The sequence below is a fragment of the Promicromonospora sp. NPDC019610 genome (genome assembly GCF_044389365.1).
Classification (GTDB): domain Bacteria; phylum Actinomycetota; class Actinomycetes; order Actinomycetales; family Cellulomonadaceae; genus Promicromonospora.
This window is the reverse complement of the sequence record NZ_JBIRXX010000001.1, coordinates 2,327,251-2,340,016: the sequence shown is the minus strand read 5'-3', so window position 1 is coordinate 2,340,016 and position 12,766 is coordinate 2,327,251. Positions and strand designations below refer to the sequence as shown.

Annotated in this window: 12 protein-coding genes; 2 read left to right on the top strand and 10 right to left on the bottom strand. The window is 73.4% G+C overall.

The genetic code is table 11. The features are described from left to right. Positions 1-29: 29 nt before the first annotated feature. The 6 genes from ACH45N_RS10420 to hflX all read right to left on the bottom strand — a co-directional run bounded on the left by ACH45N_RS10420 (position 30) and on the right by hflX (position 7,802). A complete protein-coding gene (locus tag ACH45N_RS10420) occupies positions 30-944 on the bottom strand; it encodes a carbohydrate ABC transporter permease (protein WP_397393340.1) in 915 nt (304 codons plus the stop codon). A 1-nt stretch (position 945) separates the two neighbouring features. Further along, positions 946-1,914, bottom strand: a complete 969-nt coding sequence (locus ACH45N_RS10415) for a carbohydrate ABC transporter permease (RefSeq protein WP_397393339.1) — start codon at positions 1,912-1,914, stop codon at positions 946-948. Between the two features lie 7 nt (positions 1,915-1,921). Beyond that, positions 1,922-3,295: an ABC transporter substrate-binding protein gene (locus ACH45N_RS10410; protein ID WP_397393338.1), complete on the bottom strand. Its 1,374-nt coding sequence runs from the start codon at positions 3,293-3,295 to the stop codon at positions 1,922-1,924. A gap of 76 nt (positions 3,296-3,371) precedes the next feature. Next, the gene (locus ACH45N_RS10405) at positions 3,372-5,030 is read right to left on the bottom strand and encodes a glycoside hydrolase family 13 protein (protein WP_397393337.1); all 1,659 of its coding nucleotides are present in this window, start codon (positions 5,028-5,030) and stop codon (positions 3,372-3,374) included. A 53-nt stretch (positions 5,031-5,083) separates the two neighbouring features. Then, complete coding sequence (locus ACH45N_RS10400) at positions 5,084-6,103, bottom strand: LacI family DNA-binding transcriptional regulator (protein WP_397393336.1); 1,020 nt, start codon at positions 6,101-6,103, stop codon at positions 5,084-5,086. A gap of 157 nt (positions 6,104-6,260) precedes the next feature. Continuing rightward, positions 6,261-7,802 (bottom strand): GTPase HflX, encoded by a 1,542-nt coding sequence (hflX, locus tag ACH45N_RS10395; RefSeq protein ID WP_397393335.1) that lies wholly within the window; start codon positions 7,800-7,802, stop codon positions 6,261-6,263. A gap of 186 nt (positions 7,803-7,988) precedes the next feature. Between hflX and ACH45N_RS10390 the strand changes: the two genes are divergently transcribed. Further along, a complete protein-coding gene (locus ACH45N_RS10390) occupies positions 7,989-8,573 on the top strand; it encodes a hypothetical protein (RefSeq protein WP_397393334.1) in 585 nt (194 codons plus the stop codon). A 71-nt stretch (positions 8,574-8,644) separates the two neighbouring features. On the opposite strand, the gene ACH45N_RS10385 is transcribed toward ACH45N_RS10390, so the two are convergent. After that, positions 8,645-9,229: a GNAT family N-acetyltransferase gene (locus ACH45N_RS10385; RefSeq protein ID WP_397393333.1), complete on the bottom strand. Its 585-nt coding sequence runs from the start codon at positions 9,227-9,229 to the stop codon at positions 8,645-8,647. Between the two features lie 52 nt (positions 9,230-9,281). Here ACH45N_RS10385 and ACH45N_RS10380 point away from each other — a divergent pair, with 52 nt between their 5' ends. Continuing rightward, positions 9,282-9,881: a class I SAM-dependent methyltransferase gene (locus ACH45N_RS10380; RefSeq protein ID WP_397393332.1), complete on the top strand. Its 600-nt coding sequence runs from the start codon at positions 9,282-9,284 to the stop codon at positions 9,879-9,881. Between the two features lie 62 nt (positions 9,882-9,943). Here ACH45N_RS10380 and dapF read toward each other — a convergent pair whose 3' ends face one another. The 3 genes from dapF to ACH45N_RS10365 form a co-directional block, all read right to left on the bottom strand. Beyond that, entirely contained in the window at positions 9,944-10,909 is a 966-nt protein-coding gene (gene dapF, locus ACH45N_RS10375; RefSeq protein WP_397393331.1) for a diaminopimelate epimerase, read from the bottom strand. Beyond that, on the bottom strand, positions 10,906-11,910 hold the full coding sequence (gene miaA, locus ACH45N_RS10370) for a tRNA (adenosine(37)-N6)-dimethylallyltransferase MiaA (RefSeq protein WP_397393330.1): 1,005 nt from the start codon (positions 11,908-11,910) through the stop codon (positions 10,906-10,908). Before miaA ends, dapF begins: the two co-directional genes overlap by 4 nt. A 217-nt stretch (positions 11,911-12,127) precedes the next feature. Further along, a complete protein-coding gene (locus tag ACH45N_RS10365) occupies positions 12,128-12,763 on the bottom strand; it encodes a hypothetical protein (RefSeq protein WP_397393329.1) in 636 nt (211 codons plus the stop codon). Positions 12,764-12,766: the final 3 nt, after the last annotated feature.

Here is a 12,766-nt window from a genome sequence, read left to right as displayed (position 1 = left end):
CGCGAGGACGGGCCGGCCGGGGCCGCCGGCTACCCCTTGACAGCCCCGCCCAGCCCCGCCCCGCTGAGGAACAGGCGCTGGAACGCGAGGAACAGCGCGATGGGCAGCACCGTCGAGATCGCGAGCGCCGCGAGGAACACGTCGAGCTCCAGGTAGGGCGCGATCGCGGGCAGGCGGACGGACAGCGGCTGGTGGTCCGGGTCGGGCAGCACCAGCAGCGGCCAGAGGTAGTCCTTCCAGGCGGCGATCACGGCGAACACCGAGACGACGCCGAGGATGGGCTTGGACATGGGCAGCACGACGGACCACAGGAGCCGGAAGGGTCCGGCGCCGTCGACGCGCGCGGCCTCGAAGACCTCGCGGGGCAGGCCGTCGAAGAACCGCTTGACGAGCAGCACGTTGAACGCGCTGGCGCCCATCGGCAGCCAGACCGCCCAGAAGGTGTTGAGCAGGCTGATGTGCAGCAGCGGCACGTCGAGGATCGTGAGGTACAGGGGCACGAGCAGCACGACCGCCGGCACGAACAGCGTCGCCAGCACCAGACCGAAGATGAGGTTGCCGTACCGCGGCCGCAGTACGGACAGCACGTAGCCGCCCGTGGTCGCGACCAGGAGCTGGAAGAACCAGGCCCCCACCGCGAGGATCAGCGTGTTGACGAAGTAGTGGTCGATCTCGGCGCGGCCCCACGCGGTGGTGAGGTTGGCCCAGTCGATCCCGTTCGGGAAGAGGCCGAGCGGCTGGCGCAGGGTGTCCTGCGTGGGGGTGACGGCGGCCTTGGCGAGCCAGAGGATCGGCCCGAGCCCGGCGAGCACCAGGGTGACCAGGAGGCCGCCCTGGAGCACGCCGAGCGAGCCCCGCACGCTGGCCCGCCGCCGGTCGTGGGACGAGACGATGCCCCGCTCGGCGACGGCGGGTCCGGCACCCGGCCGGTTGTTTCCTGCCATGTCAGCTGCTCCAGGGTCGGGTCACGCGGAAGTAGATCGCGGACAGGACGGCGAGGACGCCGGCGAGCATGAGGCTCAGGGCGGTGGCGGCCCCGTAGTTGCCGCCGAGGCTGCTGCCGAACGCGTAGTCGTAGATCAGCATGAGGATGGTGAGGGTCGCGTTGTTGGGGCCGCCGCCGGTGAACAGGAACGGCTCCAGGAACACCTGGGAGGTGCCGATGACCTGCAGGATCAGCGTGATGAACAGGACGCCGCGGAGCTGCGGCAGCGTCACGTGCCAGATCTTGCGCCATACGCCCGCGCCGTCCACCTCGGCCGCCTCGTAGAGCTCGGTCCGTACCCCGACGAGGGCGGCGAGGTAGATGATGACGGTCCCGCCGGCCGCGGCCCAGGTGGCCTCCAGCACCAGGGACGGCATGGCGCTGGACGCGTCCTGCAGCCAGGGGAAGGGCCCGAGGCCCACCCAGCCGGCGATGGTGTTGAACACGCCGGTGGGCGAGGCGTCGTAGAAGAACTTCCACAGCAGCACGGCCACGACGGGCGGCACGACGACGGGCAGGTACGCGAGCGCCGAGAACAGCCCCCGCATGCGCCGCACCTCGCTCATCAGCACGGCGGCGGCCAGCGGCAGCGGGTAGCCGAACACCAGGGCGAGCAGCGCGAACCAGAGGGTGTTGGCCACGGCCTTGCCCAGGAGCGGGTCCTGCAGCACGAACACGAAGTTGTCGAGCCCCACGAACTCGGGGGTCGAGATGAGGTTCGTCTGCTGGAGGCTCATGACGAGCGCCCGGCCGATCGGGAACCAGGAGAACACCCCGAAGACCAGGATCATCGGACACGCGATGATCAGGGTGCTCAGGCCGCCGTCGCGTAGCCAGTCCCGGGGCGTGCGGCGGGCACGCGGCCGGGGTCCGGACGACGACGGCCGCGGGGCCGCCGTCGTCCGGAGTGGGCTGGACAGTGTGGTCATCGGCGGGTCAGCTGCGGTCGAGCAGTCCCTGGACCTGGGTCTGGGCGTCGGCGAGGAGCTTGTCGACGTCCGCGTTCTCGTCCGTGAGCACCGCCTGGACCACCGGGTCGAGCGCCGCGTACACGTCCTGGGTGGCGACGGCGGGCTCGGGGATGACGGGCTGGTCGAACATCTGGTCCGTCATCGGCGCGAAGTTCTCCAGCGGGACGTTGACGAGGTCCTTGATCCAGCTCTGCTGCTGCTCGTAGGTCTCGCGGTCGAAGATCGGCAGGGCGGGGGCGCCGACGGGCTGGTCGGTCTCGGCGGCGACCTCGGCCTCGGCGACCGCCTGCTCCTCGTCGGTCAGCTTGGAGATGTAGTAGAAGTCGATCCACTTCACGGCCGCGGCCTGCTCGGCCTCGGACGCCGCCGAGCTCACCGCGGCGAGCGTGCCGCCGCCGAGCGTGCCGGCGTCGTCACCCTCCAGGGGCAGCACCGTGACGCCGTACTCGTCCGGGTTCATCTGGTTCTGCGTGAACAGGTTGGGGTAGTTGGCCCCGCCCGAGACGTACATGCCGATCTTGCCGGCGGCGAAGTCCTGGTTGATGGTGCCCCAGTCGTACAGGAAGCTGGAACCCATGGAGTTGTCCTCCCAGCGCATCTCGCGGAGCATCTCCAGGGCCGCGGCCGTGGCGTCGTTGTCGACGGTCGCCGTGATGTCCTCGCCCTCGCCCTCGGTCATGCGGCCGCCCAGCGCGTAGGTCTCCGTGGTGAGGATCCAGCCACCGGTGTTGCTCTGCGTCATGTGGGCGTAGCCGGCCTGGCCGGTCTTGTCCGAGATCGCCTTCGCGGCCTCGCGCACCTCGTCCCAGGTGGTCGGGGGGTTGTCCGGGTCGAGGCCGGCCTCCTCGAACAGGGCCCGGTTGTAGTGCAGGCCCTGGTTGTACGCGGCGATCGGCACGGCCCACATGTTGCCCTCGGCGTCCTGGCCCGCGGCGGCGATGGTGGGGTTGAACTGGTCCGCGTACGGCAGCTCGGCGACGAGCTCGCTGACGTCGGCGATCTGCCCGCGCTCGATGAGGGCCCGGCCGTCGGTGAACGGGATCGGGAAGACGTCGGGCAGCGTGCCGCCCGCGAGCTCGGCGGCGAACGTGGTGCCGGACCAGGTGAACTCCTTGGTCTCGACCTGGATGTCCGGGTTGGCCTCCTCGAACTGCGCGATGCGCTCGTCGAACGCGTCGATCGCGGCCTGCTCGAGGCCGGCGTCGATGGAGACCTCGATGGTCACGGGGCCCTCGGGCTCGTCCGCGGCGTCCGAGGACGAACCGCAGGCCGTGAGGGTTCCCGCGAGCGACAGGACACCCGCCAGGGCGAACGCCGCGCGCTTGTTTGCTGACTTCATTGTCACTCCTTGGTCGTGTGCCGCTGGGTCGGCACGTCTGGGGGCAGAAAGGTGGTTCTCGGCCGGGTGCCGAGGATCAGGACGGCAGGCCGAGCCAGACAGCGATGTCCGGTCCGACGACACCGTCGACGGGGCCGCTCGCCAGGAGCACGGTGGCCCCGGCGGGCAGAGGGACGGGGGTCGTCCCGAGGTTGGCGACGCAGGCGAGGCCGGCGCCGCGGGTGAAGGCGAGGACGTCGTCCCCGCCGAGGTCGAGCCACGCGAACTCCTCGGCGTGCAGCGCGGGAAGGCCGCGACGCAGGTGCAGCGCCTGGCGGTACAGGCTCAGCATCGAGCCGGGGTCGGCGTCCTGGGCCTCGACCGAGAGGTCGGCCCAGCCCGCCGGCTGGGGCAGCCAGGGCGCCGCGCCGTCGTCGGGCCCGAAACCCAGGCTTGCGCCCGTGCGCGTCCACGGCAGGGGGACGCGGCAGCCGTCGCGGCCCGGGTCCACCCCCTCGGAGCGGAAGTGCATGGGGTCCTGGATCAGCTCGCGCGGCACGTCGGCCTCGGGCAGGCCGAGCTCGTCGCCCTGGTAGACGTACAGCGCGCCGGGCAGCGCGGCGACCAGCAGCGACGCGGCCCGCGCACGGCGGGTGCCGAGGTCCAGGTCGGACGGCGTGCCGAACCGCTTGGCGGCGAAGTCGAAGGACGAGTCCTCGCGGCCGTACCGGGTCACGGGGCGCGTGACGTCGTGGTTGGAGAGCACCCACGTGGCCGGCGCGCCGACCGGGGCGTGCGCCTCGAGCGTGGTCCGGATCGACTCGCGCAGCTCCTTGGCGTCCCAGGGGCGCGCCATGAAGTCGAAGTTGAACGCCGTGTGCATCTCGTCCGGCCGCAGGTACTGCGCGAACCGCTCCTGGTCCGCGAGCCACACCTCGCCCACCAGCACGCGGGGCTCCGCGTAGTCGTCGGCGACGCGCCGCCAGCCGCGGTAGACGTCGTGGATCTCGTCGCGGTCGAGGTGCGGGTGCTCCCCCGGGCCGGGCGTCGCGGGCACCTCGCGCAGCTCCGGGTCCTTGATGATGAGCGCCGCCGAGTCGATGCGGATGCCGGCCGCGCCGCGGTCGAACCAGAACCGCAGCACGTCCTCGTGCTCCTGCCGCACGTCGGGGTGGTTCCAGTTGACGTCCGGCTGCTCGGGTGTGAACAGGTGCAGGTACCACTGGCCGGGCGTGCCGTCCGGGTTCGTGGTGCGGGTCCAGGTCTCGCCCTGGAAGCTGGAGACCCAGCCGGTGGGCATCTGGTCGCCGCCCGGGCCCTTGCCGTCGTGGAACCAGAACCGCTCCCGCTCGGGCGAGCCCGGCCCGGCCGCCAGCGCGGCCTGGAACCACTCGTGCTCCGAGGAGATGTGGTTCGGCACCACGTCGACGATCGTCCGGATGCCCACCTCGCGGGCCTCGGCGATCAGCGCCTCGGCGTCCGCAAGCGTGCCGAACGCCGGGTCGATCGTGCGGTAGTCGCGCACGTCGTAGCCGCCGTCCGCCAGGGGTGAGGCGTACCAGGGCGTGTACCAGATCGCGTCGACGCCGAGGTCGCGCAGGTACCCGAGCCGGGAGCGGACGCCGGCGAGGTCACCGGTGCCGTCGCCGTTCCCGTCCGCGAAGCTGCGGGGATAGATCTGGTAGATCACTGCGCTGCGCCACCAGTCGCTGGGGGCCGGGCGCGGTTCGAGGGGCGCGTCGGACGTCGTCGTCATGCCGTGAACCGTAAATCACGTGACAACGACCGCGCAAGAACTCGACAAGAAGTTTATCGTTTCGCGACAACCTTCGTCGCGGCGGTGGAGGCGCGCACCACGAGCTCCGGCTCGAACAGCAGCTCGTCGCGCGGTACGTCGCTGCCGGCGATCAGCCCTGCCAGCAGGTCCACGGCGGCCCGACCCATCGGCTCGATGGGCTGGCGCACGGTGGTCAGCGCCGGGTCGGTGGAGTTCATCAGCGCGGAGTCGTCGAAGCCCACGACCGAGACGTCGGCCGGGCAGGACAGCCCGGCGCGGCGCACCGCCCGGATGGCGCCGAGCGCCAGCGGGTCGCTGGCGCAGACGATCGCCGTGGCACCGGCCTCGATGAGGCGGTTGGCCGCGGCCTGGCCGCTCTCCAGGGAGTACTGCGAGTGCACGACCAGGTCGGCGTCCAGCTCCAGGTCGTGCCGTTGCGCGAACCGCTGGGCGGCGGCGAGCTTGCGCTCCGACGGCACGTGGTCGGCCGGGCCGAGCAGCAGGCCCACGCGCCGGTGCCCCAGCGAGGTGACGTGGCCCATCGCCTGCTCCATGGCCACGAGGTCGTCGCAGGCCACGCGGGGGAACGCCAGGTCCTCGATCGAGGCGTTCATCAGCACGACCGGCAGCCCCAGGTCCTCCAGCCGCCGGTAGTGCGCGTGGTCGGCCTCCCGCTCGGCGTAGAAGCCGCCCGCGAAGATCACGCCCGAGACCTGCTGCTGGAGCAGCAGGTCGATGTACTCGGCCTCGGTCACGCCGCCGGCCGTCCGGGTGCACAGCACGGGGGTGAACCCCTGCTGGGCGAGCGCCCCGCCGATCACCTCGGCGAACGCCGGGAAGATCGGGTTGACGAGCTCCGGCAGGACCAGCCCGACGAGCTTGCCGCGGCTGCCCCGCAGCTTGGTGGGCCGCTCGTAGCCCAGCACGTCGAGGGCCGTGAGCACGGCGTCCCGCGTGCCCTGGGACACCCCGGGCTTCCCGTTGAGCACGCGACTGACCGTCGCCTCGCTCACGCCTACCTTCTTCGCAACATCCGCCAGCCGTCTCGACATGCATCGATCCTAGCCACGGAGAGCGCAAATCGCTTGCAGTGGTTGCGCGCCGCTGCAAGCCGCTTGCGTAGCCTGTCGCGGTGCCGGGGACGGTGCCGGAAACGCGTCAGACGCCCAGGTCCCGGAGGGACCTGGGCGTCTGACAGGTGAGGCGGGGTCAGTGCGCGACGGCGACCTGACGCAGCTCCGTGGCGAGCTGCTCGTCCACCCGGCCACGCAGGTGCGTGCCGGCGGCGACGTGCTCGGTGAGCTCGATGTCGCCGTGCTCGTGCACCCGGTGCACCAGGTCGCCCCGCTCGTACGGGACCACGAGGTCCACGTGGACACCGGGCCGTGGCAGCTCGGCCGCGATCCGGGCGCGCAGCTCGGCGATGCCCTCGCCGGAGTGCGCGGAGACGACGGCGGTGTGCCGCTCGCGCCGCTGGATGCGGCCGACGACCGTCGGGTCGGCGACGTCGGCCTTGTTCAGCACCACGATCTCGTGGACGTCCTCGAACGCCGGGATCTCGGACAGCACCTCGCGGACCGCCGCGATCTGCCCCTCCGGGTCGGGGTGGGACGCGTCGACGACGTGCAGCAGGATGTCGGCGTCGCCGACCTCCTCCAGCGTGGACCGGAACGCCTCGACGAGCTGGTGCGGCAGGTGCCGCACGAACCCGACGGTGTCCGTGAACGTGTAGACGCGGCCGTCCTCCGTCTTCGTCCGCCGGACCGTCGGGTCCAGCGTGGCGAACAGGGCGTTCTGCACCAGCACGCCCGCGCCGGTCAGCGCGTTCAGGAGCGACGACTTGCCGGCGTTGGTGTAGCCCGCGATCGCGACCGCGGGGATCGCGTTGCGCTTGCGGCTGAGCCGCTTGGTCTCGCGTGCCGGCTTCATCGCGGTGATCTCGCGCCGCAGCTTGGCCATGCGGTCGCGGATGCGCCGCCGGTCCAGCTCGATCTTGGTCTCACCGGGGCCGCGCGAGCCCATGCCGGCTCCCGCGCCGCCCACCTGGCCACCGGCCTGGCGGGACATCGACTCGCCCCAGCCGCGCAGGCGCGGCAGGAGGTACTCGAGCTGGGCGAGCTCGACCTGGGCCTTGCCCTCACGGGACTTCGCGTGCTGCGCGAAGATGTCCAGGATCAGTGCCGTGCGGTCGACGACCTTGACCTTCACCACGTCCTCCAGCGCACGGCGCTGGGACGGGGCGAGCTCGCTGTCGACGATCACGGTGTCGGCGCCGGTCGCCAGCACCACCTGGGCCAGCTCCAGCGCCTTGCCGGAACCGAGGTACGTGCCGGGGTCGGGCTTCTGCCGGCGCTGCAGCAGGCCGTCCAGGACCTGGGAGCCGGCGGTCTCGGCCAGTGCGGCGAGCTCGCGCAGCGAGATCTCCGCGTCGCGGGCCGCGTGCTCGCCGCCCGAGAACAGGCCGACGAGCACCACCTTCTCCAGGCGCAGCTGCCGGTACTCGACCTCGGTGACGTCCTCGAGCTCGGTCGACAGGCCGGCGACGCGGCGCAGCGCAGTGCGCTCCTCGAGGTCCAGCTGGTCGCCGTCGGCCACGGTGTGCACCGTTCCGCCGTCGGCACGTGCGGTCCCCGCCCGAGCGAGAACCCGTGCCACGACATCGTTCGCGATCGCCTGGGCGTCTGCCTGGGCCGCGCGGAGTTCGGGCGTCTCCTCTGCGGGGAGCTCGGGCTCTGTCGGGGTGTGGGTCATGTACTACCTAACTCTCGATGGTTCGTGCTCGTTACAACAAGTTTCCCATGCCCGAAAGTCCCGCGGCTATGTCTTTCCCCAGACATCGCCCCGGATCCCGGCGCCTGTGGATAACCACCCCTGGCCGACGGCGGCCGCTGCCATGCTTGAGGAACACGACCACCACACGCAGGGGACGGTACGACCATGCCCGAAGAGCTCGAAGGCCCGGACCGGACGGGCCGCCCGTGGACCGACGAGGAGACCGCGCGGATCGTGCGCTGGGTGCGCGACGGCGCGGACGAGCACACCGTCATCGCCCGCTCCCGACGGAGCGGCCCCTCGGTGGTGAGCCGCATGCGGCGGATGCTGCCGCTGGAGCACCGCTCGTGCCCCACCGACATGGTGGTGGCCGCCCTGCGCGGCCACCTGCGCGACCCGGACTACGACTGGCGGGCGACCATGCTGCTGACGCCGCCCCCGCGGCCGATCATCCGCTCCCCCGACATCGTGCGCACGGGCGTGGCCGGGCTGACGGACGCCGACCTCGTGGGCATCGCGCACAGCGTCCTGCTCGACGACCGGGCGGCCACCGCCGACCTCCGCGAGCGCCTCGTCGGCGAGGTCCGGGAGCGCGGGCTCGGCCGGGACGTCGTCACCTCCCACGAGAGCTACCTGGCCACGCTCCGGGAGCCGGTCGGCATCCGGGACCTCGACGAGTGGGTCCACCGCTGGTCCGACGCAGTGGGTCTCGGCGTGAGCCGGTTCCCGGACTACCCGCCGTGGGGGTGACGCGACGCCGCCGGGAGGTCGGCGGCGCTGGCGCCGCCGGTGGCGGTGGCGGTGGCGGTGGCGGTGGCGGCTCAGAAGTCGAGCCGCATCACCCGGCGACGCTTGGTCGGGCTGCTGACCTCCGTCAGCCCCGCCGCCGCGAACGGCCCGGGCGTGCCCACGTTGACCTCGCCCCAGGTGATCTGCTGCCCCGGGTCCGGGACGATCGGGTAGCCCTCGACCGCCTGCGCGCCATGCTCGCGAGCATGCTCGACCGCGGCCGCCGCGAGCTGGTACATGAGGCCGCGCCCGCGGTAGCCGACGCGCACGGCGAAGCACGTGACGGCCCACACGCCGGCGTCGTCCTTGTCCTCGTGCCGGCCCGCCCACGGGACCTGGCTGCCGCGGTACCGGACGAACTCGGTGCGGGGCGCCACCGCGACCCAGCCGGCGGGCTCGCCGTCGACGTAACCGAGCAGGGCGCCCGACGTCGGCGCCTCCGGCGGCGGGTCGAGCTGCTCCCGCAGCGTGTGCGCGCGCTCCTCGACCGGCATGTACCACCAGGCGCGGTCGCCCAGCCGGATGCGCTGGCACTGGCAGTGGTGGGCGCCGCCGCGCGTGCCGAACACGCTCTGCACGTCGTCCCACCGCTCCACGGTGGCCTCCGCGATCTCCATGCCCGCAGGCTGGCACCGGTCGCCACGGGCGGCAACCGCCTAGGATCGTCCGGTGTCCAGCGACCACTACTTCACCGCGCAGCCCGCCTCGGACGACGAGCGCCGCACCCGGATCGTCCGCCTCGCCGGGCGCGAGCTGGAGGTCGAGGTGGCGGCCGGCGTCTTCTCCCCTGGCGGCCTCGACAAGGGCACCGCTGTGCTGCTGGACCACGTGCCGCCGCCTCCGGCCACGGGCGACCTGCTCGACCTGGGCTGCGGGTGGGGGCCGATCACGATCAGCCTGGCGCTGGCGGCGCCGGAGGCCGCCGTCTGGGCGGTCGACGTCAACGAGCGCGCTCTCGACCTGGTGCGGCGCAACGCCGAGCGGCTGGGTCTGGAGAACGTCCGGGCGGCCCTGCCGGACGACGTACCCGACGACGTGCGGTTCGCCGCCTGCTGGTCCAACCCGCCGATCCGCGTGGGCAAGCAGGCGCTGCACGACCTGCTGACCCGCTGGCTGCCCCGGCTCGAGCCCGACGCGGCGGCCTGGCTCGTGGTGCAGAAGAACCTGGGCTCCGACTCGCTGGCCCGCTGGATCACCGAGGCGCTGGGGCTCACGGTCGAGCGCACGACGTCGTCCAAGGGCTTCCGGGTGCTCCGCGTCGCGGGCTGACCTGTCCCCAGCCGCACGGGTCAGACGTACAGGTCACCCGAGGGACCTGTACGTCTGACACGTCAGAGGGAGACGCGGCCCGAGTAGACCAGCTCCGCCGGGCCGGCGAGCTCGACGTTGCCACCCGGCAGCACGCGCACGCGCACCTCGCCGCCCGGCACCTCCACCATCCAGGTGTCGGGGGCGCCGTCGCCGGACGATCCGCCCTGCCACGTCCGCACCGCGAGCGCCGCGGCGCAGGCGCCCGTGCCGCAGGACGGCGTCTCGCCCACCCCGCGCTCGTGCACGCGCATGCGCAGGCGGCCGACGACGCCGTCGGGCCCCTCCTCCTCGCCGAGCGGCACCACGAGCTCGACGTTGGTGCCGTGCGGCGGCACGGGCGCGACCTCGGGGGCGTGGAACAGCTCCAGGGCGGCGAGCTCCTCGACGCTCGCGAGGGCGACGACGGTGTGCGGGTTGCCGAGGTCGACGCTCAGGGCGGGCCGGGGTGCGCTCCAGCCGCGCACCGCGACGGCGGCGTCGTACCCGTCGGCGGCCGCGCTCTCGCCGCCCGGCAGGAACCAGCGGCCCATGTCGACGGCGTACCAGCCCCCGGCCTCCTTGGTCACGCGCTTGACGCCGGCGCGCGTGCCGAGGCTGAGCGGTCCGGCGGACAGGTCGGCGAGGCCCTCCTGCTCGGCGAACGCGGCGAAGACGCGCACGCCGTTGCCGCACATCTCGGCCACGGAGCCGTCTGCGTTGCGGTAGTCCATGAACCACTCGGCCGTCGGGTCCTGGGCCAGGGCGACCTGGGCGGCCTCCTCGCCCGCGCTCGCCAGGGCGGCGGTCGGCGCGAGGCGGATCACGCCGTCGCCGCCGATGCCCGCGCGGCGGTCGGCGAGCCGGCGCACGTCGGCGGGCGTCAGGTCGAGCAGCCCCTCGGGGTCCGCGATCAGCACGAAGTCGTTCTGCGTGCCGTGGCCCTTGGTGAAGGCGAGGGTGCCGGGCGTCGGGACGGAGGGCACGGGGCTGGTCGCGGGCTGCGTCATGACCCCAGGCTACGGCGCACCGGCTCGGTCCCGGCAACCGCCAAGGTCCCGGCGTCGGCGGCGGCCACGACCGCGAGGGCGTCGTCCAGCAGGTGCGGCGAGGCCGCGTCGAGCCAGTGCACGCGCGGGTCGCGGCCGAACCAGCCCATCTGCTTGCGCGCGAGGCGCCGTGTGTTCGCGGTGACGGCCTCCCGGGCCTCGGCCTCGGTGGACTCGCCGCGCCACCAGGCGAGCACCTCGGCGTAGCCGACGGCGCGCGCGGCGGTGACGCCGAGCCCGTGCCCGGTGCCGCCCTGCTCGGGGCTCGCCAGGCCGCGCACCTCGTCGACCAGGCCGCCGTCCCACATCCGGTCCACGCGGTTCCCGACCCGCGCGTCGAGCACCTCGCGCGAGCAGTCCAGCCCGATCTGCACCGCGGGGCGCACGTACTCCTGGCGCGGCAGGTTGGCCGTGTAGGGGCGGCCGGTGATCTCGATGACCTCCAGCGCCCGCACGATGCGCCGCGTGTTGTGCGGCCCGATGCTCGCGGCGGCCTGCGGGTCCAGCCGCTCCAGCTCGGCGTGCAGGGCGCGCCGGCCCTCGGTCTCGGCGCGCGCCTCGAGCCGTTCCCGGACGGCCGGGTCCGTCCCGGGGAAGTCCATCTGGTCCAGCAGCGCCCGCACGTACAGGCCTGACCCGCCGACGACGACGGCACGCGCGCCGCGTCCGGCGATCGCGTCCAGGTCGGCGCGCGCGGCCTCCTGGTAGCGCGCCACGGACGCGTCTTGCGTGGGGTCCAGCACGTCGAGCTGGTGGTGCGCGATCCCGCGCCGCTCGGCCGGCGGGACCTTGGCCGTGCCGACGTCCATGCCGCGGTAGAGCTGGTAGGCGTCGGCGTTGACGATCTCGCTGGGGACGGCGCCGTGCGCGCTGCCCGGGGCAGCGCGCAGCGCCTCGGCCAGGTCGAGCGCGAGGTCCGACTTCCCGGTGGCGGTGGGCCCCACGACGGCGACGACGATCACCCGGCAACCTTACGGGCGGCCGGCCCCGGGGGACGACAGGGCAGCGGGTCCCACGGTCGGCAGTTTGCCGCGCAGAGTCGGCAGTCTGTGTCGAGGTCGGCACAGGCCTGTGCCGACCTCGATGCAGACTGCCGACGTCACAGGAGCCTGCCGACCTCGCGGAGTGGAGTGATCTCGCAGGAGCCTGCCGGCCTCGCGGGCCGTCACGCCAGCACCGTCACGCCAGCACCGTCACGCGGTACTCCGGCGGCAGGTGGTCGTGCGACTGCGCGAAGACCTGGACCTGCGGCGTCCACGCATCGGCGCCCGCCGCGCGCAGGGCGGCCCGGACGCCGTCCGTCAGCGCCCCGGGGTCGCTGTCGAGGCCGCCGGGCGGTCCCCCGCCCGCGACGACCAGGCCGGCGGCGTCGGACAGCAGGGGGTCGGGGCCGGCGACCGGTCCCGGCCAGGACGGCGGGACCTCCAGCACCTCGACCTCCGCGACCCGCTCCCCCAGCACGCCCGCGAGCGCCAGCAGCGCGACGGAGGCGCCGGTCCCGGCGAGCGGGCGGATCTCGTCGGTCCAGGACCAGGCCCCGCCGACGCGCCGTCCCGCACCCGACGGAGGGTCGGGCAGCCAGCGGTCGCCGATGCCGGAGCCCGCCAGCGACGGGCGCATCCGACCGTGCCGCAGGGCGGGGCCGTGCGCCAGGACCAGCGGGACCCGGCCGCCCTCGGTGAGCCGCGCCAGCGCGGCGGCGACGGCGGCGCGGACGTCCGCGAGCGGGTCCGTCCGCAGGCCAGGGGCTGTCCCGGGGACGAGCAGCAGGGTCGCGGGCAGGATCACGGCGTGCACGATGGATGAAAGTAGCACCGG